Consider the following 22,533-nt stretch of genomic DNA (forward strand, 5'->3'; position numbering starts at 1 on the left):
ATATATCTCTACCTCTGCACCTACCATCAATACAAGGGCGGGGCTCAGTGTAAGGGTAAGTTTGGCACCTTAACTTTTGACTGTAATGCTTAGGCTCGAAGCATCTAAAACAAATAATTATATCAACCAATATTATTCGAAAGCTTTTAGATTAAATGACGTGGTATAAAATAAGGTTAGTTGACTATACTTCATTGAACAAATCTTACTTAGAGATTTCTTCGGTATTCTATATCGTTTCAAGAACGTGTTTTGTTAATTCATTTTCAGTATTGCCTGTATTTAAGGTTGATGAAGGTTCAAATAGCATAACAGAAACTTCCTTTTCTGCAACAGGCCGATGTTCAGTTCCTTTTGGAACAATTAGGAATTCATTTTTATTGATAAGAATTGTCTTGTCTCTAAGTTCCATTTTTAAAACGCCTTCAATTACTAAAAACATTTCATCTTCGTTATCATGCTTGTGCCAAACAAATTCGCCATGAAACTTTGCAAGTTTTATATGCTGGCCGTTGAGTTCACCAACAATTTTTGGACTCCAATATTCAGAAAATAAATGTAGTTTTTCGGCAATACTTACTTTTTCCATTTTTCAAAATTATAATTGATCACTAACCGCAATATACATACTTGCTTTCATGGCAATAGCCTTCTACAACTTTGTTTCTCATTTGGAACTAAGTCTGCAAGCTTGTTAATGTCTGAAATTAGTTGCGAACTAACTGTCTATTCTATTACATATCACGTAACAATTTTTTCATTTTGGGTATAAGTTTTACATATAAATAGGTATTGTTTAAAAATATCGGGCTTAATTTGCAAAAATTTTGTGCAACCTAAAGTTTGTTGGCTTTAGCGATAATCAAACAATCATCAAAATCAGAAATCATCAATTAAAAATCATAAATAATTAATGGCTACTACACAACAACCTGCAATTTTAGTTCTGGCCGACGGGCACGTTTTTCATGGTAAAGCTTTTGGCTTCATAGATACTACCACAGGCGAAATTTGTTTTAACACTGGCATGACGGGCTATCAAGAAGTATTTACAGACCCAAGTTATGCTGGTCAGGTATTGATTATGAACAATGTACACGTGGGGAATTATGGTGTAAAGCCTATTGATGTAGAAAGTGATTCTGTGAAAATAAGCGGCTTAATAGCTAGAAATTTAGAAGAATTATTTAGCCGTTTTCAAGCGAGTGGCTCATTAGAAAAATACTTGGTTGAGAATAAAATAGTGGCCATTGAAGATATTGATACTAGGGCTTTAGTAGCGCATGTGCGTGAAAAAGGTGCGATGAACTGCATTATTTCATCAGATATTTTAGATGTAGAGCAGTTGAAAGCACAATTAGCAAGTTGCCCAGATATGGATGGTTTAGAACTTGCTAGTACTGTAAGCACAAAAGAAGAATATGAACTTGGCGATGTAAATGCTGCCATCAAAGTATCAGTACTAGATTTTGGTATAAAAAAGCACATTTTAAATTGCTTAGTTGATCGCGGCGCTCATGTACGTGTGCATCCTGCTAAAACGCCTTTTGCTCGTTTAAAGGAATTTAATCCTAACGGTTATTTCTTCTCAAACGGCCCAGGCGATCCTGCAGCTATGCCTTATGCCGTAGCTACTATTAAGGATATTTTGCAAGAAGATAAACCTGTGTTTGGTATTTGCTTAGGTCATCAATTATTGGCTTTGGCAAATGGTATACCTACTTTTAAAATGCACCACGGTCATAGAGGCTTAAATCATCCTGTAAAAAATATTATTACGGGCAAATGTGAAATTACTACTCAAAATCATGGTTTTGGTGTAGATCCCGAAGCAGTTAAAAACCACGATAATATTGAGGTGACGCACTTAAACCTTAATGATAACAGCATAGAAGGTATTCGTTTAAAAAATAAGCCTGCATTTAGCGTACAATATCACCCAGAAGCCACACCTGGCCCACACGATAGCCGTTATTTATTTGATGATTTTGTTGCCATGATGACCCATAAGACCAATTAATTATTAATAAAATGAGATGAAAGCCGCTTCAGTACATGAGGCGGCTTTTAAGTTTATGCTGAAAATTCGCGTAAAGGTTTATCTACGAATATTGTCATGTTAATAGGCGTTTGGATAACAGGAATTAAGCAAATAATAAGTAAAAAAGCATATGTAATAAGCCCGTTTATTAATTTAGAGCCATGAAAACCCTTATTCTTTATTTTAGACTTTTGAAAATTGCATTGAATGCTCAATAAAATTATAATTTCAGTTTGCTATGGTTTAGGAATAATGGTGCTGGTATTATTAACTAGTAATTGGTTTTTTTTACGAGCAATGAGCTATGAGACATTAATTTCTATAGCACTACACGAAATTCAAAGAGAAGATTTGCGTACTACTTTAATTAGTAAATATTTCCCTGTATCTAAATTTTTAGTATTACAAAAGTTGAGTTTTTTAATAACTATTCTATCTGGTGTAGCATTAATACTTTGTATTTGGTACAAAGCGCATATTATGCGGGTACTAACAAAAATTTCTACAAAATTTCATGGTCACTTTAAATTTTGGATTGAAGAACTGACTTCGAGTTCTAAAAAAAGTAGCATTATATTGCTCTGCCTACTATGTATCATTTTTGTAAGAAGTGTTCTAATATCTGATATATTCGCTTTGCAATACGATGAGGTTTGGAATTACAATTACTTCTTAAGTAAAAATGTGTTGTATTCCTTTGTTGCATACAACAATTATCCTTTGCATAATATTATTACAAGTGTATTGCTCAAGTTTTTACCCATTAATGCATTCACAATACGTTTAAGCGTCATATTATTTGGGCAATTTACCTGTGTATTGGTTTTTATTATCGTAAAAAAGATGTTTAGAGAGGATTGGCTTGCACTTTGTGGTGTAGTCATATTTTCCTGTTTACCTGTTTCAGTCTATTATATGCTGTATGCACGGGGTGTAATGGTTAATATGTTCTTTCTAGTATGTATTTATTATAGCGTAACAAGATTGGTTGAAAAACGATTAACATTTTTTCAAGTGCTTGGTATTTCATCGCTAAATGCCTTAGCTACTTACTCAATTTTGAGTCATATTTATTTCATTGTATTTAGTAGCATTGCTATGGTGCTATACCTTGTATTGCATAAGAAATATGCTTTACTACTGCAAGTTTTTTGCTACAGTTTTTTGTCTATTTTGTTAAGTGGAATTTTAATTTCTCCTTTTTTGTTAGGTACAGGCATTGGTTTCGGCCTAGATGCAAGCATAGCAAATACATCATATTTGGCGCTACATGATTTACCTTTTCATTGTTATTCTGAATTTTATGGAGGATGGTGGTATACTTTTTATATCCTGTTTTTACTTAATATAATATTACTATTCGTTGCTAGTGCCAAAAAATATCAATTCTTGATAATCATTAATTTAGTATTTATGGCTTCCATTTTTTTAATTAAATGGTTGACGCATATTTTCCCGCCCGAACGGGCTTTAACCTATTTAGTTCTCGTGCCTTTTTCTACAATAATTTTATTATGTAATATTTTGAGGACAAAAAAAATAATTACTATCTCGCTTGCTGTATGCTTTTCGGTTGCAAGTTTTTATCAAGCTTATACGGGCTCGTTTATGAATTGGAGTAAAGTTTTAGATAAAAGGGTAAAGCAACTATCTGACGTTTTAATGAAAAATAATATTGAAAGTGTATATAATTATTCCCCTACCTTTTATTATTTTGTGCCTGGCTTGGTTTATTATTATTCATTAAATCACAAACGGTTTAACTATTATACTTCTATAAAAGAAAGTACTAGATATAAGCCAATTTCTGAAGTAGATAAGGTAGATTGTATCGTTGTTTCAGGTACTACTTTGCCTTATCCTGCTATTTTTAAAGAAGGTGAGGATATTGTTTACAGCTTAAGTAAGTAAATTTTATGTTGGTGTATCATAATTACATACCATAAATAATATAAATAAGCGTAACATTTATTTTAATCTTTGCTTTCTTTAAAATCATCGTTTACATTTACAACTTATTAAATCCGCATGAACTTGAAGTCTTTGTTGGCAAAACCATTTGCCAGCTATATCCATAAAAAGATTATTAAAGAATCGCACACGGCTTTGCAAGACCAAGAAGCGATTTTCAAAAACCTGCTAAAAGTTGGCGGTAATACCGTGTTTGGTAAAGACCACCATTTTGAAAATATTCACTCTCACAGCGATTTCACTAAAGCTGTACCCATCAGAGATTATGAGCAAATCAAAGATTACATCGCTCTCATCAAAGAAGGTAAACACAACGTACTGTGGAAGGGCAAGCCTATTTATTTGGCCAAAACAAGCGGTACAACAAGCGGCGTAAAATATATACCCATTACCAAAGATTCTATACCCAACCACATTGATACTGCCCGTAATGCTTTACTGTGCTACATGGCAGAAACTGGTAACCATGCTTTTGTAAAAGGGAAAATGATTTTTTTAAGCGGCTCTCCCGAATTAGAACGTATTGCAGATATTCCAACGGGTCGCTTGAGCGGTATTGTTAATCATCATATACCAAAATATTTACGTACCAACCAATTACCTAGTTATACTACCAATTGTATTGACGATTGGGAAACAAAACTGGACGCTATTGTAGGCGAAACCATCAATCAAGATATGACACTGATAAGTGGCATACCACCATGGATGCAAATGTATTTTGACCGATTGGTAGAACGAAGCGGTAAAAAAATTAGCGAACTGTTTCCTAATTTTAGTGTGATGGTGCAAGGTGGGGTGAATTTTGAGCCTTACAAAGCCAAGCTGTTCGAAAGCATAGGTAAGCAATTAGATGTTATAGAATTGTATCCTGCTAGCGAAGGTTTCTTGGCATTTCAAGATACACAAAAAGCGCCAGGATTATTGTTAAATACCAACAGTGGTATCTTTTTTGAATTTGTGCCTGCGGCTGAAATTTTCAACGAGCAACCTACAAGGTTAACCTTAAAAGATGTACAACTAGGCGAAAATTATGCTTTAATCATCAATAGCAATGCTGGCTTGTGGGGCTATAACATTGGCGATACGGTAAAATTTGTAAGCCTAAACCCTTACAGAATTGTAGTAAGTGGTCGTATCAAGCATTTTATCTCTGCTTTTGGTGAGCATGTCATTGGCGAAGAAGTTGAATCTGCTTTGCTAAGCGCCTCAAAACAATTTGGTGTAAGTGTAACTGAATTTACTGTGGCACCACTGATACAACAAGGTAATGGCAAAAGCTACCATGAGTGGTTGATAGAATTTGAAACGCCACCTACCGATATGCAAGCTTTTTCATTGGCAGTTGATACCAATTTAAGAGCTAAAAACGTGTATTACGATGATTTGATTGGTGGTAATATTTTACAAACCCTTCAAATAGTACCTATTCGTAAGCAAGGTTTTATTGACTATATGAAGCATATTGGGAAGCTAGGCGGACAAAACAAAGTGCCGCGTTTAAGTAACGACAGGCAATTGGCAGATGATTTGAAAACATTCTTAACAGCTTCTTTACCTTAACGTTAATTTTATTGTATTTATATTGCACTCTAATGGTAAAACGCATCGCAATATTTGGTTCTACAGGCTCTATTGGTACACAAGCTTTAGACGTGATTTCTGCACATGCAGATAAGTTTTCGGCTGAAGTACTAACGGCTCAAAGCAACCACGAACTACTCATTCAGCAGGCTTTAAAATTTAATCCCAATTGCGTAGTTATTGGTGACGATAAAAAATACCACCTTGTTAAAGAGGCGCTAGCTAGTACAGATGTAAAAGTATTTGCTGGCGAAAAAGCCTTGGAAGAAGTAGCAGCCATGGATTGCTACGATATGATGCTAGCGGCAATTGTGGGCTTTGCAGGCTTAAAACCTACATTACAAGCCATAGAAAATGGGAAAGCCATTGCCTTGGCCAACAAAGAAACTTTAGTAGTGGCTGGCGATATTGTAATGCAAAAAGCACTCGAAAAACGTGTGGCTGTTATTCCTGTTGATAGCGAACACTCTGCTATTTTTCAATGCTTGGTGGGCGAGGGGCGCAATAAAATTGAGCAAATTATTTTAACCGCTAGTGGAGGTCCATTTTTAGGTCGTAAGCCCAACTATTTGGTCAATGTAAAACGTGACCACGCCTTACAACATCCTAATTGGGCCATGGGTGCAAAAATATCCATAGACTCTGCAACCCTTATGAACAAAGGGCTTGAGATGATTGAAGCCAAATGGTTGTTTAACTTAAAGCCAGACCAAATAAAAGTAATGGTGCATCCACAAAGCATCATTCACAGCATGGTGCAGTTTGAAGATGGTAGCGTAAAAGCACAAATGGGCTTGCCAGATATGAAGCTGCCTATTCAATATGCGATTGCTTTTCCACAACGTATACCAAGCGACTTCCCACGATATGATTTTAAAAAGCCAAACACGTTAACCTTTGAAGAGCCAGATTTACGTACTTTTAGAAACTTGGTACTCGCTACAGAAGCCTTGCACAAAGGCGGTAATATGCCATGTATTTTAAATGCAGCTAACGAAGTGGCAGTATATGCTTTTTTAAGAAATCGTATTGGCTTTTTAGATATGACAGAAGTGGTAGAGCAAGCTTTAAACAAGGTAGCATTTATAGAAAAACCTAGTTTGCAGCAGTATTACGAAAGCGACGGTGAAGCAAGAACATTTGCCGCTTCGCTGATTCAAATGTAGTGGTTGAGGGTATTCAGCATTTATATTTCAATGTTGCTTTACTTGCAAGTTTATACTGAGTTTGCGAAGTATCTACTGCAACGTTTCGTTCTTTTTTCAGCTTTTATCGAAGCAAAACAAATATTTAATAACAATAATTTTTGCTTTGCAAAAATTTTAAAATTTCCCCTTTCGGGGCTTGGGGTATGACATTATTAGCGATTGATTGGAGTAGCGTAATGGTACAGACGGGACAATTTATTTTGTCGTTCTCAATTTTGGTAGTACTACACGAATTAGGCCATTTTGTACCAGCTAGATTTTTTAAATGCCGTGTAGAAAAGTTTTACTTGTTCTTTAATCCTTATTTCAGCTTGTTTAAAATAAAGCGTGGCGAAACCGAATATGGTATTGGTTGGATACCTTTTGGCGGATTTGTAAAAATCTCAGGTATGGTAGATGAAAGTATGGATAAAGAACAGATGAAACTACCACCTAAAGACTATGAATTTAGAAGCAAACCAGCTTGGCAGCGCTTAATTATAATGGTGGGCGGTGTAATAGTAAATGTGGTGCTAGCTATTGTGATTTTTATTGGAATTACTGCTTATTGGGGCGATAAAATGCTGCCCATTAAAAGTATGCAATATGGTATTGCTACCAACGATTTGGCTAAAAAAGTAGGCTTAAAAGATGGTGATAATATTATTGCCATAGATAATCGTCCAGTAACCTATTTTGGCGATGAAACATCGGATGTGGTATTTAAAAATGCCAAAACGTTTACCGTAAAAAGAGATAGCCAAACTGTTACTATTGAATTGCCAAATGACTTAACTAAGCAGCTAACCAAAGATGGGGGTAATGCCGATTTTATTGGCGTACGCTTTCCTGCGGTGGTAGATTCTGTAGGTGCTTCAGCTAAGATAGTAGCTGGAACGATGCAAAAGGGTGACCGATTTATTAGTATTAATGGACAGTCTACTGTTTATTACAACGAAGTGGTAGCAATTGCAAAAAAATTGAAAAACGAAACCATTACCATTCGCTTTTTAAGAGGCAAGGATACAGTAACCACTAAGCTGACATTGAAGGATGGTAAACTTGGCTATTATACCAAATCGCCTGATCAATTTTTTTCATACGAAACGGTAAAATACACATTTGCCCAATCAATACCAGTTGGTATAAAACGCTGTAAGGAAACTTTAACTAAATATATCATAGGTATTAAGAAAATATTCACTGGCGAAGTAAATGCCAATGACAGCTTAGGTAGTGTTATTAGTATTGGCAAAACATTCCCTAAAATATGGATTTGGGAGCGTTTTTGGGAGCTTACAGCTATTTTTTCAATCATTCTAGCTTTTATGAACATCTTGCCAATTCCAGGTTTAGATGGTGGTCATGCGCTATTTTGTATTGTAGAAATGATTACGGGTCGTAAGCCAAGTGATAAGTTTATGGAATACGCCCAAATAGGTGGCATGGCACTGTTATTAAGCCTCATGGTGTACGCACTTGGTCTAGATGTTTGGCGCAACTTTATTAAGTAAAAGCCCCGTTTTATTGGCATAGATTATATACCCCTCATTTGAGGGGTTTTTTATTGCCCTAAAACGGAACATTTTTACATCGTTAAATATTCAGAAAGCCAACGCCTAAGCAGCGAAACAAATCCAATATTCTCAAAGCCCGTTTTTAAAAAGTACCCTATGAAAACAAGCTTTTTAAATGCAGAATTATAAAAAGATTCTATCCAATATCCTATATAAAAACCATTATTCAATAACCCTTAAAATCCAACGACGTATCCAATATCCTTGAACAAAACCAAAGGACACTTTTATTAGAAAATCCAAATTGTAGAAGAACTAAATGAACCAATTGATGAATTACGAAAGTTTAATATCCTAGAAAAGCTTAAACGTATTTTCCAATACCTAAAAAGCTCAAATTAAAAAAGTCCTTTGTCCAATATCCATTGAAAAACCATTTTTTTGAAAAACCAAATTCCAAAAAAGAAACGCATAACAAAGTCTCGTTTTAAAGTCCAACATCCTATTTGAAACTACTTAATTTTAAACCATGATTACAGTAGGTATAATAGAAGACGACCGCTCGCTGAGAAGAAACTTAGAGGCGTTTATTGAGCTCGAAAAAGATTTACTGATTACTTTTTCATGCAATAGCATGGAAGATTTTTTAGAAAAAAGAGCAACGCTCGATGAGCCATTTGTAGTATTCATAGACCTAGGCTTGCCTGGGATTTCTGGATTAGAAGGTATTACGTTTATCAGAGAAAAATGGGCCGATGTACATTTGGTAGTGATTACAGGTAATGATGAGGATGCAGTGATATTCGATTGCATTCAACGTGGTGCCAATGGCTATTTACTAAAGCCATTTAAAATAGATGAATTGCGCAAAAACATAGATATTATAAGAAGTGGTGGTGCGTTAATTACACCCGATGTGGCGATGAAATTATTTAGAAAAATTCACAAGCCACAAGAAAGATATGAAGACCATTTAACCAACCTTACCCCTAGAGAAACGGGCGTAGTAAACGAGTTGCTAAAAGGGCTTACTTACAAAGAGATTGCTATAGCATTAGGCATATCTGCCACTACGGTAAACGACCATTTAAAAAATGTGTATTTTAAAATGGGCGTGCGTACCAAATCTGAGTTGATAGCTAAAGTGTTGCGGAAATAATTACAGAAACTGAATGGATGTATCCAATACATATCAATATTTATTGCATAAACAAAAGCAGCAGCTCATATTTAATAGCCTAGCTGATGCCGTGTTAATAGAAACTGCTGATAGGCATATAGAGTTTGTGAATAATAGCTTTTGCCAATTATTTAAGCTAGCAATGTCTCCAGAAGAACTAGTAGGCAAGCCAAGTTCAAACAGCAGTTTTGCGCCTAGTTTTTTGTTTAAAAATCCTTCAAAATTTATTTACCGAGTTGAAGAAATTGTTGAAGAAGCCAAGCCTGTATCGCAGGAAAAAGTGGTGTTGTATGATGGTACTACTTACTTAAGAGATTATTTCCCATTAATTATTAATGAAGCCATTGTTGGTCATTTATGGCTTTACAAGCCGCTCACCATTTCACATTTAGCCAAAGCTGGTAACGTGCATTTGCTACCTGTGTTCGAAAAGGTGTTAGAAACAATTTCGGTACCTATTGCAATTTTTGATGCCGAAAAACGTTATCTTTTTATCAATAAAATAAGTTTGCCAAACGCAGATAAACGTAAACTAATTATTGGTAAAACATCGCTCGAGTATTGTAATTTTTACAATTTACCTGCCAATATCGCTTTGCAAGAAGCCGAATGCTTTAACCAAGCAATAAACCAACAAACTGCCGTACGTTTTGAAGAAGAGCGACTGGCAAAAAATGGTGATAGCACTTGGTGGCAGCATATTTTATATCCAATATCTATCGATGAAGATACCGTTACCTATGTCGTAAAATATAGTATCGATATTACTGCTACAAAACAAAGTGCGATAGTATTGCAGCAAACCATTGCAAGTTATACGCACGTATTGAACAATTTGACGGAAGTGGTAGTACTAGCTGATGACCAATTACGCATAGATTTTTTAAACAAAGTATGGGCAGATTTTGGTAACAATCCTGAATATGACAATTTATTTGGCTTAATAGGTATTAAAAACTATGAGTTTTATAAGCAAGCATTTGCAGTACTTGGTAACACTGCTAGCAATGCAAAAGGCAGATTACAACTTGCTCAAAAAGATGGCAGTAAAAAATGGTTCCAGTATCATGTAACAGAAGGCATAAAAAGCCCTACAAACGATAAAGGCATAGTGGCAATTTTAAACGATATTACCAACGAAGTACACCTCGAGGAAAACCTGCTTGAGGTGGTAAAGCGTGAAAAAGAGTTGAACGATTTAAAGTCGGCCTTTGTAAATATGGTATCGCACGAATTGCGAACACCATTAGCGGTAATATCTTCTGGTGCAGAAATTATACAAATGATGCTTGAAGTGGGTAAGCCCGCAAGCGACATTACACCATTTACCACACAAATTATTACTGAAGTAGAACGCATGACGGCTTTTACGAACGACTTACTTATGGTAAGTAAAATAGAAGCAGGCAAAATTGACTTTCATGCTGAACTTACCAACTTATTAAGTTTTATCAGCAAAATTGCTAGCAATGCTTATCAGCCTTGGAAAGATGGCAGACATTTATCCATTGCTACCAAAGGCCAAGCGCAACCACTACCTGTAGATACTAAAATGTTGCGCCACATTTTGCAAAATTTACTAGACAATGCTTTCAAATATTCTATCAACCAACCTGCGCCTACGTTGCGTGTACGCTACAGCAATAGTTATGTTACTATTTCAGTGGTAGATACTGGTATTGGTATTCACCAAGAAGATATTGTAAAACTCTTTGCGTCTTTTTCTCGTGGTAGAAATGTAGCCAACATTGCAGGCACAGGTATGGGCTTAGTTGTGGTAAAATATTTTGTGCAGCAACATGGTGGTAGCATTACCATAAAAAGTAAGTTAGATGCAGGTACCATTTTCTCTGTAAAATTGCCTTATAACAAAATATAATTTGCTCGCAGAATTTACAGAATATACTAAAAATATCTGCGTTTTCGGCGATTTCTGCGAGAGATATTTTCTAAACAGTAAGAAACATGAGTATACCCACCACTGTTTTAGTGATTGAAGACGAGGAAAACTTATTGCAAAATATCAGCTCAATACTTGGCTTATATGGCTTTAGAGTGCTACAAGCTAGTAATGGCGAGCAAGGCATTGCATTAGCTAATGAACTACCCAATATCATCATTTGTGACGTAATGATGGAAGGTTTAAATGGTTTTGATGTGATTACACAAGTGCGTAGCAACCCTGCTACTCAGCATATCCCTTTTATATTTTTGACTGCCTGGGCCGATGTAAATGACAAAGAAAAAGGTCTAGCCCTAGGCGCACAAGCCTATCTCACTAAACCCTTTGTAGCGAAAGATTTGGTAAAAGCCATCAATGAATTTGCGAGGTAAGGGTTTCCAACAATGAAACAAAGCAGACCAAGAATGCAGAGGTTCTATGCTGAGCATGAACCATTTGATGAGACATTGTACAAGGTACAAAGTTGTTGGTATCCAACGCTGCAGCAATCTACTCGACATTTGAACAAGGGAAAAAAGAAGCTAATTCTGTCAATTTCATTTTGAGAATTATCGTTTTTACTGTCTTTATTGCTGTCAAAAAACAATTCTGAAATACACGCTGAAATTTCCTATGCAGCAAATTTATTTTTCACAGTAGGAAATTATAATTTCCACGGCAGGAAATTATTCTCCCTTGCTTATAAAAAATAGGTTCTTTGTTTTTTGAGTTTAAAATACCTACTCTATAAGAAAAAACACAGCGCACAGAACGTAGAAGTACAATTAAATGAAGCTAAATTATAATGCATATGCCCTCCAGGCAAATCTACTATTAGCATAATCTACAGTACCAGTAATCTGCGATCAACTACAACAAAGTGCCGCTTAAAAACAACAAGGCCACACTAAAATAGATGACTAAACCTGTCACGTCAACCAACGTAGCTACAAATGGGGCAGAAGATACAGCCGGGTCAGCACCGAGTTTTTTAAGTACAATGGGTAGCATCGAGCCACTAAGCGTACCCCAAAGTACCACACCTAGCAAGCTGCAGCCTACGGTATTAGCAATCATTAACCAATGCGGCCCATACATCGCTGGAGAGATGCTGTGCCAAGCTACTACACGAACAAAACCTATCAGACCAAGTACCCCACCTAGCATCACGCCACTTAGTAATTCGCGTTTAAGTACCCGCCACCAATCTGCTAGACTGATGTCGCCCACAGCCATGGCTTGTATAATTAAGGTACTAGCTTGGCTACCGCTATTACCCCCGCTACTAATAATTAGTGGTACAAAAAGAGCAAGTACCACAGCTTTTTCTATCTCACCTTGAAAATAACCCATAGCAGTAGCAGTGAGCATTTCGCCTAAAAATAACACAACCAACCAGCCTATACGTTTGCGGAATAATTTGTGCATGGCAATGTCGAGATATGGCTCGTCTAAGGCTTCAGTACCACCAATCATTTGTATGTCTTCGCTAAACTCTTCGTTAGCCACCCAAAGCATATCATCTATGGTTACAATGCCAAGTAAAATGTTATTGTCGTCGGTTACGGGCAATGCGACACGGTTGTTCATTTTAAACACTTGGCTAGCATGTTCTTGGTCATCGTTTACGTTTAAGGCTACCACTCGTTCGTCCATCACTTCGCTCACCAACTTATCTGGCAAAGCCAAAATAACATCTCTAATTCTAATATCATCTATTAATTCGCCCGCCTCGTTAATCACGTAAATAACATCGATGGTTTCGCTGCTTTTCGCATTTTTACGAATGGTAACAAATACTTCTTCAATCGTGTTGTGTTCGTACACATACACATAGTCAGGCGTCATCAAGCGACCCACACTATCTTCGGGATAACCTAGGTGCGTAAGGGTAATTTTACGTTCTTCCGGGTCTAACAGTTTTATTAAATCGCGAATCACATTTTTGGGCAATTCCTCTAAAAAGTCTGTTCTATCATCTGCCGGTAATTCGTTAAGTAGTTCTGCCGTTTTAAAAGAGGGTAGCTCTTTTACAATATCTTTCTGTTGAGAGATATCGAGAATTTTAAACACACTAGCCGCCCTATGAATAGACATATTGCCAATAATATGTGCTTCATATTCTGGGTATTCGTTTATCAATTCAGCTACATCACTAATGTTCTGATCGTTTAAAAAGTCAGCAATTTGTAGCTTATCATCGGTAGCAATTACATTTTCAAATTGCTCCATGATGTCTTCATTTTCAAATTCTAAACTCATGGGCGCAATTTAAGTTGATTCGGGCATTTTTCATGATTGTATATTGTTATCAATCTATCACTTATTTTTACAACCATGATTTTACCTGACTTAGTAATAGCACCATCAAAAAAAGGTGGTAAGGGTGGCAAGGGCGTATTTACTACCAAGGCATTTAAAGTAGGCACCATTGTAGAAATTTCGCCAGTATTAGTATTTACGGGCAAAGAATATTTACACCTAGCAGAAACCATGCTGTACAATTATGTATTTGAATGGGGGCCAACACGCAAGAAAGCCGCATTGGCATTGGGTTATATTAGTATGTACAACCACAGTTACAGTGCCAATTGCGAGTATGAAATGGATTTTGATAATAATTTGATGACCATAAAAGTGGTAAAACCTATTAAAAAAGGTGAGGAGTTATTTATTAACTACAATGCCGAAGCAGATAATAAAAATAAGGTTTGGTTTGATGCGAAATAATTATCCCTAGCACTTAAGTGGGATTAATAAAGCATTAAAGATATTGAAAGAAAGCAATTCGTGTCATTCGTAAACATTCGTTTTAATTCACTTTTCATCATGAACATGACAACAATTATAGGTTTAGTAGCTGCCTTTTGCACCACTATATCCTTTTTACCGCAAGCAATTAAAACCATTCAAACGAAAGACACGAGTGGTATTTCACTGTCTATGTACTCCTTGTTTACGTTTGGAACTATTTTATGGTTTACTTATGGCATTATGAGTAATAGCGTGCCAGTGTATTTAGCCAATGGTATTACGCTTATTTTGGCCTTAATTATTTTGATTTATAAAGTAAGGTATAAATAGTAAGTCTGTTTACTTTTTAGTTGGATTTTCTCTAGGTTGTAATAGTCTAGCCACCAAACCCGTCCAACCAGTTTGGTGCGATGCACCTACGCCACGCCCACTATCCCCATGGAAATACTCGTAAAATAAAATGTAGTTATTAAAATTCGGGTCTTTTTGCAATTGCTCGTAATTACCATATACTGGTCTATTGCCATGTTCGTCTTTTAAAAATAGTTTAGATAATCGTTTTGATAGTTCATCGGCTACCTCATTTAGCGATAATAAGTTACCGCTGCCCTTTGGGCATTCTACTTTAAAATCATCCCCATAATAAAAGTGAAAACGTTGGAGACTTTCAATAATTAAAAAGTTTACAGGCATCCATACTGGGCCACGCCAATTGCTATTACCGCCAAATAAATCACTGTCACTTTCGCCCGGTACATAATTTACAGCAAAGCGTTTACCTTCTACAAAAAATTCATAAGGATGCTTATCGTGATATTTGGATACCGCACGAATACCATAATCGCTTAAAAACTCACTTTCGTCTAGCATTTTTTCTAAAATCTTCTTCATGCGGTGTCCCCTTAGCAAGCTTAGTAGATGTTTTTCGTCGTTGTTTTGCACATTCCAACGCGATACAAGACTTGCTAATTCAGGTTTATTATTATACAACCACTGCAAGCGTTTGGTGAAATCGGGCATTGCAGCTAGCAAGTCGTGGTCTAACACTTCTACCGCAAATAGCGGAATTAAACCTACCATGCTGCGTACTTTTAGTGGGGCACTTTTGCCATTGGGTAGCTGCAACACATCGTAGAAAAAGCCATCTATATCATCCCATAACCCATGCGCATTTGTACCCATATTATCCATGGCTTGCGCAATGTATAAAAAATGCTCAAAAAATTTGGTAGCCATGTCCTGATAAACGGGATTGTATCTAGCCAATTCAAGCGAAATGCGTAACATATTTAAGCTATACATAGCCATCCAGCTAGTGCCGTCTGCTTGTTCTATATAGCCACCAGTAGGTAAAGGGGCGCTTCTATCAAATACCCCAATATTATCTAAACCTAAAAAGCCGCCTTCAAAAATATTATTGCCTTCTTTGTCTTTTCGGTTTACCCACCAAGTAAAATTGAGTAATAATTTATGAAAAACGCTTTCTAAAAAAGCCACATCTGGTTTGCCTTTTTGTGCTTCATCTATTTTAAAAACCCTAAAAGCGCTCCAGGCATGCACAGGCGGATTAACATCACTAAAATTCCATTCGTAGGCTGGTAATTGCCCATTTGGATGCATATACCATTCTCTCGTGAGTAGCTTTAATTGTTTCTTGGCAAATGTGGCGTCAATTATGGCAAATGGTATACAGTGAAATGCCAAATCCCAAGAGGCGTACCAAGGATACTCCCATTTATCGGGCATAGAAATAATATCTGCATTATTTAAATGTTGCCAACTCGCATTTCTACCCTTCAATCTTTCAGAAGGTGGTTTGGGTTCGTTACTATCGCCCTGAAGCCACTTATTTACGTTGTAGTAATAAAATTGCTTACTCCAAATCATGCCAGCAAAAGCTTGGCGTTGCACTAATTTTTCGTCCTCGCTTGTAATATGTTTTTGAATATCTGCATAAAATACATTGGCCTCGTTGAGTCGTTCAGCAAAAATAGTATCAAAATCTTGAAATGGCGTAATAGCATGATTGGTGCTCAATCTTAGCTTGATAGTTGTAGAAGCATTTGCTTTAATGTTGATGTCATAGTTGGCAGCCGCTTTTGTACCATTGGCATTAATATTTATTGCTTCGTGATTGCCATGAACGATATAATCGTTGATGCCATCTTTAAAAAATGTACCAGTATTGGCTGTATTAAATACCTTTTTGTAATTGGTTTCGTTGTTGCAAAATAAAATGGGAGGGTTGCCTTCTACAAACAAAGTGTAGTCTCCTAAATGTTGGTGACTTATGGAAATGTTGCCATTGTTGGTACTCATCATTTGTGGTTTTGCATTATCATCGCCCCAAGTCCAAGTATTTCTAAACCAAATGGTTGGCAATACCTGAAGGTCGGCATCTGCATTACTACGGTTGTGTACAGTTATTTTTATTAATATATCGGTGGCATCGACCTTCGCATATTCTACAAAAACATCATAATATTTATCATCTTTAAAAACACCTGTATCAATAAGTTCAAATTCGGGCTGCGATTTATTTCTGCGTTTGTTTTCATTAATAAGTTGCTCGTAAGGGAAAGCTGCCTGTGGATATTTGTACAACATCTTCATATAACTATGCGATGGTGTTGCATCCAAGTAATAGTATAATTCTTTTACATCTTCGCCATGATTGCCCTCTGTGCCAGTTAAACCAAAATAACGTTCTTTAATAATCGGATCTTTTTTATTCCACAAGGCAATTGCAAAACATAGTAATTGTTGATCATCGCAAATACCCGCAATCCCTTCTTCGCCCCAGCGATAAGCTTTACTACGAGCTATATCATGGTTGGTATAGTGCCAAGCATCGCCATTTGCACTATAATCTTCACGTACGGTACCCCATTGTCTATCACTAATATAAGAGCCCCATTTTTTGCAATCTGGGGTTAGTAAACGTTCTTGTTCTTTGTTCATTGCTGCGTAAAAATTATCTGAATCTTAATTCAATGATTAAATGGTTTGCTGATTTGGGATTATCGTATTAAAGAGGATGCAACGGTTTGTCTATTTTTAGTATATCTAGAGATACAAAGTAATACCCCGAACTATGAAGAATAGCTATTTGCTTTGTCATCAAAGGACGCTGTATAGCGCTTTTTAAGGAGTAATTTAGGACAATCATTGCAACTGTATTGACCTATCCCGCATTAATCCATATTTGTACCTAAAATATTAAATATATGGTTTACTATTTTTTCTTCATCATGATAGTTTAAATTTAAAATTTAAATATACGATAAAGGATAATTCATGTGAATAAAAAATATATTTGAACATGAAATAAAATTTACAAAGCCTGAATGCTACCTTGTTAAAAAACTACGCCACCAATAGCCCGAGTTTTTTATGGTTCTCAGTTGGGTTTTAAAATCTACATGTACAAGCCCAAATCTAGCTTTATAGCCCTCGCTCCATTCAAAGTTATCCATCAAGGTCCAGGCGAAATAGCCTTTTACATTCACACCTTCTTGTTTGGCTTTAAGCATCGCTTGTAAATAATCTTGAAAATATTGAATACGATGTGCATCGTTAACAACGCCGTTTTTTAGCTCATCTTTAAAAAATGCGCCACCTTCACTCACAATAATTTCTTTTACACTGCCATATAACCAATATTTTTTTAATATTCTGTAGAAGCTATCTGCATTTATTTCCCAACCCATATCCGTTACGGGCACTTTTCTAGTTTTTGCGGTTACTTCGCTCAGTTGTACATAAGGTATCAAAGGGTTGTGTTTTACCGTTAGGGCAAAATAGTTTTGCACACCAATAAAATCGAAATTAAACGTCATTTTATCAGTATACTTCCAAGCCTTATTATGAAGTATGAGCTTATCTATTAATGGAAAATCAACATCATTTGGGTAACCACGACCAAGAGAGGGTTCAATAAATAATCTATTTAGTAAAATATCTGCTCGTTTTGCAGCTTGAATATCTAACTCTTTATTAGAGAAAGGCATTGCTTCGCTACACGAAAAGCTAGTGCCAATATGCGCTTTTGGCACCAAATGTCTTAATATTCTTCCGCCTTCGGCTTGCGCCATGACTGCATTGTGTACAGCAGGTAAAAAATATTCAAGTCCTATTTTGCCGGGTGCGTGTTTACCTATCATGTAACCCAAGCTGGTAAAGCCCATAGGTTCGTTTAGTACAATCCAATCTTTTACACGGTCGCCAAATTCTTCAGAACATACGGTTACAAAACGGCTAAACCATTTTAATAATTGATGGCTAGCCCAGCCCCCTTCTTTTTCTAAAGCTTGGGGCAAATCCCAATGATATAACGTTACATACGGTATTAAACCGAGCAATAAGCACTCATCAATAACTCGGTTGTAAAATGCAACACCTTCTTTATTTACTCTACCAATACCTTCTGGCAAAATGCGGCTCCACGAAATGGAAAAGCGAAAAACTTTAAAACCTAGTGCTTTTACAAGTAATAAATCATCTTTATAACGATGGTAAAAATCGCAGGCCGTAAACGGTTTATCGCCACCTTTTATTTTGCCTTGACGTCTTGCAAAACTGTCCCAAATAGATAAGCCTCGACCATCCACATTATAAGCACCTTCATTTTGCGCAGCCGCAATAGCAACCCCCCATAAAAAATCGTTTCCAAACTGTTTGGCCTGCATAATTATCTATTGGTATAACTTTCAAAGTTGCCACAAGCTATATTACCGTAAGATTAATTTTTAGGAAAAAATAGCGTGGGTTGTGAACTTTCGAAAATAGAAATTGTTACTAAAAAATTAATTAAACGTTTGTTTAGTTTTAAACAGTTGTTTAATTTTGCTCCGTCAAATTATCAAATTAATGGCTGTAGATAAGAAGCAACATATTATGAGTCATGCCATGCAACTCTTTGCTGATAAGGGTTTTGAAGCAACAAGTATTAGAGACTTAGCAAAAGTGGCCGATGTAAATGTGGCAATGGTGAATTACTATTTTGGTAGTAAAGAGAAGTTGATGGAAGCAATTATTGAAGAGAAAGCTGGATATATGAAGGACAGAATAGAAGAATTAAACGCTAATACTTCTATTTCTGAGATTGCCAAAGTAAATTTTTTGATAGAAGATTACGTGAACAGAATTGTGTCTAATCCAAATTTCCATAAACTATTGTACAAGGAGTTAATGGGTATTAATAGAGAAAGTTTGAATCAAACCTTAACCGAAACATTATCTAGAAACACAAAAAATTTTGCCAAGATTATTGAAAATGGGGTTAAGAAAAAGGTATTTAAGAAAGTAGATCCGGTATTAACGGTGGCGTCAATTGTGGGATCTATCACACAAATTATGATGTCGAAAAATATGTGTAATCAATTGATGGAAAAACCACACGATTACGAGCCATTTACAGATGATGCATTTAAGAAGCGATTGATAAAACACATTCAACAAATGATGCAATCGCACTTATTAATCAATCAATAATATCAAAACATAACAATTTAACTGATGGAACAAACACCAAATCAAAAAAAAAGATTTCCAGTTCGCCCAATTATTTTAGGCGTTGTATTATTAGTAGGTGGGTATTTTGGTTATAAGCAAATCAGTTTTGCTTTAACTCACGAAACCACCGACAATGCGCAAATTGAAACACAAATTACACCTGTATTACCACGTGTAGCAGGTTATGTAAAAAGTATTGCCGTAAAAGATTACGATAGTGTTGCTACTGGCCAACTTTTAGTAGAATTAGATGATGCTGAATTACAAAGTCAACTACAAGAATTAACTGCAGATTACGCCCAAGCAGAAGTAGATATTATTAATGCAAAAGCTGCTTTAAACAATGCTGTAGTATCACTAAAAGTAAACAAAGGCAACATTGATTTAAGCGATGTAAGACAAGCAAAAGCATTAGAAGATTATAACAGAGATAAAGCGTTGTATGCTGCTGAAGCGATTACCAAAAAACAATTAGATGATAGTAAGTTTAACTACGAAGCATCTTTAAAAACAACAGATAATACAAAAAACGATTTAGGTTCTGCGCAAAGTCGTATTGCCGTGCTTGAGTCATCTGTTAAAAAGGCTGAAGCTGCCATGGCGGTTAAACAAGCGAAAATTGATCAGGTAAAATTGAAATTGACTTACACAAAAGTATATGCACCACAAGCTGGTAAAATTGGCAAGAAAAATGTAAGCGAGGGTCAGTTTGTACAAGCTGGTACACCATTATTTTCTATTGTAAACGATACTACTTACTGGGTAGTTGCCAATTTTAAAGAAAACCAAATCGAGGCTTTAACACCAGGTAAGACGGTAGATTTACGTGTAGATGCCTATCCTGACGAAAAAATTACGGGTACGGTAGCAAGCCTTAGCGATGCAACAGGTGCAAAATTTGCCCTTTTACCGCCAGATAATAGCAGCGGAAACTTTGTGAAAGTAACCCAACGTGTACCCGTTAAAATTTGGATTAACGATGTGGCTAAATACAAAAATATATTACGCGCTGGATTAAGCGTATATGTAGTGGCAACAAAGAAATAACAAGCAATTTTTGATTTCTAATTTGAAATTTCTGAGCGAAAAGGAATAGCAAATCATAAATCACAAATCATAAATTATAAATCTAATGGCAACCCCTAAAGGATTTGCGAGAGCAATTATAGTTATTACCACCATCACGGCTGCTATCATGGAATTAGTTGATACTTCCATCGTAAACGTGGCTTTAAATGATATGAGTGGTAGTTTGGGTGTAAGCATTGAGGATATTAGTTGGGTAATTACATCTTATGCCATTGCCAACGTTATTATCATTCCGCTCACCAGTTTTTTAGCAGATTATTTCGGACGAAAAAATTATTATATCGTCTCAATGATCATATTCACGGTGGCTTCCTATATGTGTGGTCAATCGCACTCGTTACTTGAAATTATCATTTGGCGTTTTTTACAAGGTATCGGTGGTGGTGCTTTATTATCTACTTCTCAGGCTATTTTGTTCGATGCTTTTGAGCCAAAAGATAGACCAATGGCATCAGGCTTGTTTGGTATGGGTATCGTGCTTGGTCCTACCTTGGGTCCTACGCTTGGTGGCTATATTATAGACCACGCTTCTTGGCCTTTAATCTTCATGATTAATATTCCTATTGGTATTATCGCTACTGTTTTATCATTTTTATTTATTGGTAAAAAAGAGGGCGAAGGCAAGAAAAAAGATAGTATTAAAATTGATTATACAGGTATACTTTTATTAATGGCTGGTATCGGCTGCCTACAATTTGTATTAGAGCGTGGTGAAAGTGAAGATTGGTTTAGTAGCGAAATCATCCGAGTGTGTTCAGTTATAGCAGCTATTGGTTTAATAGCATTTATCTTTTACGAACTTAGTATCAAACAGCCAGCCGTCAACCTGCGAGTCATGGGCAACCGTAACTTGGCTTTTACCACGGTATTCACGTTTGTAGCAGGCTTTGGTTTATACACATCGGTATTCATTTATCCTGTATTAGCACAGCGTGTACTTGGGTTTACGGCCTACGAAACAGGTTCTTCTTTACTGTTACCTACATTAGCTGCCGTTGTTTTAATGCCTATTATTGGTAGGTTAATGAGTAAAGGTGTTTCGCCCATACCTTTTGTAATACTGGGTTATATCTTGTTTTCTGTGTACAGCTTTATGAGTGCAGGTGTTAGCCCAGATGTTGGTAAAAATGATTTCTTTTTGCCGCTCTTAGTGCGTGCTACAGGTATTGCATTTTGTCAGCTACCGCTTATTAACCAAGCAGTGGTGGGCTTGCAGCCAAAAGATTATGCCACAGGTATTAGTTTAAACAATATGATTCGTCAGTTGGGTGGTGCTTTTGGTATTGCAATGGCCAATAACTATGTGTCTAATCGTTATGCCAACCACCGTAGCGACCTAGTTAGTGCTATGCCCAATGGTTCGCCTGCTTTAACCGAACGATTAAATACTATTGCGCAAGGCATTATTGCTCGTACAGGCGATGCTGCAACTGCCGCTGGCAAAGCATTAGGTATTTTAAACGGTACAGTTGAGCGTCAAGCATATTATTTGGCTTATCTCGATACATTTCGTTTAATTGGTATTTTCTTCTTAATTGTATTGCCTTTGGTAGCCTTTTTAAAGGTGAAAAAGAAAACCAAAGAAGAAGCTGCTGCAGCTATGAAAGCGGCATCAGAAGCGCATTAAATATTGATGTAACAAGCTTTTGTGCTGCTATGAAGCATCGTTGCGTCGCACACTTGTACGGTTCGATACATTATTGAACGTTACTGTAGCGTAGCTATTAACAAAGAACACAGAACAACAACAATAC

17 protein-coding genes are annotated in these 22,533 nt (G+C 36.3%); 13 read left to right on the plus strand and 4 right to left on the minus strand.

What is annotated here, in order from left to right:
* Positions 1-229: 229 nt before the first annotated feature.
* On the minus strand, positions 230-589 hold the full coding sequence (locus tag ACFOW1_RS11935) for a cupin domain-containing protein (protein WP_379014524.1): 360 nt from the start codon (positions 587-589) through the stop codon (positions 230-232).
* A 324-nt stretch (positions 590-913) separates the two neighbouring features.
* On the opposite strand from ACFOW1_RS11935, the gene carA reads away from it, so the two are divergent.
* From carA to ACFOW1_RS11975, 8 genes are all read left to right on the plus strand, one after another.
* Positions 914-2,020, plus strand: a complete 1,107-nt coding sequence (carA, locus tag ACFOW1_RS11940) for a glutamine-hydrolyzing carbamoyl-phosphate synthase small subunit (protein WP_379014526.1) — start codon at positions 914-916, stop codon at positions 2,018-2,020.
* Between the two features lie 228 nt (positions 2,021-2,248).
* Positions 2,249-3,952, plus strand: coding sequence for a hypothetical protein (locus tag ACFOW1_RS11945; protein ID WP_379014527.1), 1,704 nt, complete (start codon positions 2,249-2,251; stop codon positions 3,950-3,952).
* A gap of 117 nt (positions 3,953-4,069) precedes the next feature.
* Positions 4,070-5,575 carry a GH3 family domain-containing protein gene (locus tag ACFOW1_RS11950; protein ID WP_379014529.1) on the plus strand — a complete coding sequence of 502 codons (1,506 nt, stop codon included), beginning with the start codon at positions 4,070-4,072 and terminating at the stop codon, positions 5,573-5,575.
* A gap of 32 nt (positions 5,576-5,607) precedes the next feature.
* Positions 5,608-6,762: a 1-deoxy-D-xylulose-5-phosphate reductoisomerase gene (locus tag ACFOW1_RS11955; protein WP_379014530.1), complete on the plus strand. Its 1,155-nt coding sequence runs from the start codon at positions 5,608-5,610 to the stop codon at positions 6,760-6,762.
* A 185-nt stretch (positions 6,763-6,947) separates the two neighbouring features.
* Positions 6,948-8,297 carry an RIP metalloprotease RseP gene (gene rseP / locus ACFOW1_RS11960; RefSeq protein ID WP_379014532.1) on the plus strand — a complete coding sequence of 450 codons (1,350 nt, stop codon included), beginning with the start codon at positions 6,948-6,950 and terminating at the stop codon, positions 8,295-8,297.
* Positions 8,298-8,829: 532 nt separating this feature from the next.
* Complete coding sequence (locus ACFOW1_RS11965) at positions 8,830-9,459, plus strand: response regulator (RefSeq protein ID WP_379014534.1); 630 nt, start codon at positions 8,830-8,832, stop codon at positions 9,457-9,459.
* A 13-nt stretch (positions 9,460-9,472) separates the two neighbouring features.
* Entirely contained in the window at positions 9,473-11,359 is a 1,887-nt protein-coding gene (locus ACFOW1_RS11970) for a sensor histidine kinase (protein WP_379014536.1), read from the plus strand.
* An 86-nt stretch (positions 11,360-11,445) separates the two neighbouring features.
* Entirely contained in the window at positions 11,446-11,814 is a 369-nt protein-coding gene (locus tag ACFOW1_RS11975; protein WP_379014538.1) for a response regulator, read from the plus strand.
* 478 nt (positions 11,815-12,292) lie between these two features.
* On the opposite strand, the gene mgtE is transcribed toward ACFOW1_RS11975, so the two are convergent.
* Positions 12,293-13,684, minus strand: a complete 1,392-nt coding sequence (gene mgtE, locus ACFOW1_RS11980; RefSeq protein WP_379014539.1) for a magnesium transporter — start codon at positions 13,682-13,684, stop codon at positions 12,293-12,295.
* Positions 13,685-13,759: 75 nt separating this feature from the next.
* On the opposite strand from mgtE, the gene ACFOW1_RS11985 reads away from it, so the two are divergent.
* Positions 13,760-14,152 carry an SET domain-containing protein gene (locus ACFOW1_RS11985; protein ID WP_379014541.1) on the plus strand — a complete coding sequence of 131 codons (393 nt, stop codon included), beginning with the start codon at positions 13,760-13,762 and terminating at the stop codon, positions 14,150-14,152.
* 105 nt (positions 14,153-14,257) lie between these two features.
* Positions 14,258-14,506, plus strand: coding sequence for a SemiSWEET transporter (locus ACFOW1_RS11990; protein WP_379014543.1), 249 nt, complete (start codon positions 14,258-14,260; stop codon positions 14,504-14,506).
* Between the two features lie 9 nt (positions 14,507-14,515).
* Here ACFOW1_RS11990 and ACFOW1_RS11995 read toward each other — a convergent pair whose 3' ends face one another.
* Both ACFOW1_RS11995 and ACFOW1_RS12000 read right to left on the minus strand, forming a co-directional pair.
* Positions 14,516-17,137: an MGH1-like glycoside hydrolase domain-containing protein gene (locus ACFOW1_RS11995; RefSeq protein ID WP_379014545.1), complete on the minus strand. Its 2,622-nt coding sequence runs from the start codon at positions 17,135-17,137 to the stop codon at positions 14,516-14,518.
* A 389-nt stretch (positions 17,138-17,526) separates the two neighbouring features.
* Complete coding sequence (locus tag ACFOW1_RS12000; protein ID WP_379014546.1) at positions 17,527-18,864, minus strand: GH1 family beta-glucosidase; 1,338 nt, start codon at positions 18,862-18,864, stop codon at positions 17,527-17,529.
* Between the two features lie 181 nt (positions 18,865-19,045).
* On the opposite strand from ACFOW1_RS12000, the gene ACFOW1_RS12005 reads away from it, so the two are divergent.
* The 3 genes from ACFOW1_RS12005 (at position 19,046) to ACFOW1_RS12015 (ending at position 22,406) form a co-directional block, all read left to right on the plus strand.
* Positions 19,046-19,669 (plus strand): TetR/AcrR family transcriptional regulator, encoded by a 624-nt coding sequence (locus tag ACFOW1_RS12005; protein WP_379014548.1) that lies wholly within the window; start codon positions 19,046-19,048, stop codon positions 19,667-19,669.
* A gap of 24 nt (positions 19,670-19,693) precedes the next feature.
* The gene (locus ACFOW1_RS12010) at positions 19,694-20,737 is read left to right on the plus strand and encodes an HlyD family secretion protein (RefSeq protein WP_379014550.1); all 1,044 of its coding nucleotides are present in this window, start codon (positions 19,694-19,696) and stop codon (positions 20,735-20,737) included.
* A gap of 85 nt (positions 20,738-20,822) precedes the next feature.
* Positions 20,823-22,406 (plus strand): DHA2 family efflux MFS transporter permease subunit, encoded by a 1,584-nt coding sequence (locus tag ACFOW1_RS12015; RefSeq protein WP_379014552.1) that lies wholly within the window; start codon positions 20,823-20,825, stop codon positions 22,404-22,406.
* Positions 22,407-22,533 lie beyond the last annotated feature (127 nt).

The organism is Parasediminibacterium paludis (assembly GCF_042651445.1).
Classification (GTDB): Bacteria; Bacteroidota; Bacteroidia; order Chitinophagales; family Chitinophagaceae; genus Parasediminibacterium; species Parasediminibacterium paludis.

Excerpts from the sequence above, each read along its gene's own strand:
- ACFOW1_RS11935 (WP_379014524.1), bottom strand. The coding sequence starts at position 589 with ATGGAAAAAGTAAGTATTGCCGAAAAACTACATTTATTTTCTGAATAT.
- carA (WP_379014526.1), top strand. The coding sequence starts at position 914 with ATGGCTACTACACAACAACCTGCAATTTTAGTTCTGGCCGACGGGCAC.
- ACFOW1_RS11945 (WP_379014527.1), top strand. The coding sequence starts at position 2,249 with ATGCTCAATAAAATTATAATTTCAGTTTGCTATGGTTTAGGAATAATG.
- ACFOW1_RS11950 (WP_379014529.1), top strand. The coding sequence starts at position 4,070 with ATGAACTTGAAGTCTTTGTTGGCAAAACCATTTGCCAGCTATATCCAT.
- ACFOW1_RS11955 (WP_379014530.1), top strand. The coding sequence starts at position 5,608 with ATGGTAAAACGCATCGCAATATTTGGTTCTACAGGCTCTATTGGTACA.
- rseP (WP_379014532.1), top strand. The coding sequence starts at position 6,948 with ATGACATTATTAGCGATTGATTGGAGTAGCGTAATGGTACAGACGGGA.
- ACFOW1_RS11965 (WP_379014534.1), top strand. The coding sequence starts at position 8,830 with ATGATTACAGTAGGTATAATAGAAGACGACCGCTCGCTGAGAAGAAAC.
- ACFOW1_RS11970 (WP_379014536.1), top strand. The coding sequence starts at position 9,473 with ATGGATGTATCCAATACATATCAATATTTATTGCATAAACAAAAGCAG.
- ACFOW1_RS11975 (WP_379014538.1), top strand. The coding sequence starts at position 11,446 with ATGAGTATACCCACCACTGTTTTAGTGATTGAAGACGAGGAAAACTTA.
- mgtE (WP_379014539.1), bottom strand. The coding sequence starts at position 13,684 with ATGAGTTTAGAATTTGAAAATGAAGACATCATGGAGCAATTTGAAAAT.
- ACFOW1_RS11985 (WP_379014541.1), top strand. The coding sequence starts at position 13,760 with ATGATTTTACCTGACTTAGTAATAGCACCATCAAAAAAAGGTGGTAAG.
- ACFOW1_RS11990 (WP_379014543.1), top strand. The coding sequence starts at position 14,258 with ATGACAACAATTATAGGTTTAGTAGCTGCCTTTTGCACCACTATATCC.
- ACFOW1_RS11995 (WP_379014545.1), bottom strand. The coding sequence starts at position 17,137 with ATGAACAAAGAACAAGAACGTTTACTAACCCCAGATTGCAAAAAATGG.
- ACFOW1_RS12000 (WP_379014546.1), bottom strand. The coding sequence starts at position 18,864 with ATGCAGGCCAAACAGTTTGGAAACGATTTTTTATGGGGGGTTGCTATT.
- ACFOW1_RS12005 (WP_379014548.1), top strand. The coding sequence starts at position 19,046 with ATGGCTGTAGATAAGAAGCAACATATTATGAGTCATGCCATGCAACTC.
- ACFOW1_RS12010 (WP_379014550.1), top strand. The coding sequence starts at position 19,694 with ATGGAACAAACACCAAATCAAAAAAAAAGATTTCCAGTTCGCCCAATT.
- ACFOW1_RS12015 (WP_379014552.1), top strand. The coding sequence starts at position 20,823 with ATGGCAACCCCTAAAGGATTTGCGAGAGCAATTATAGTTATTACCACC.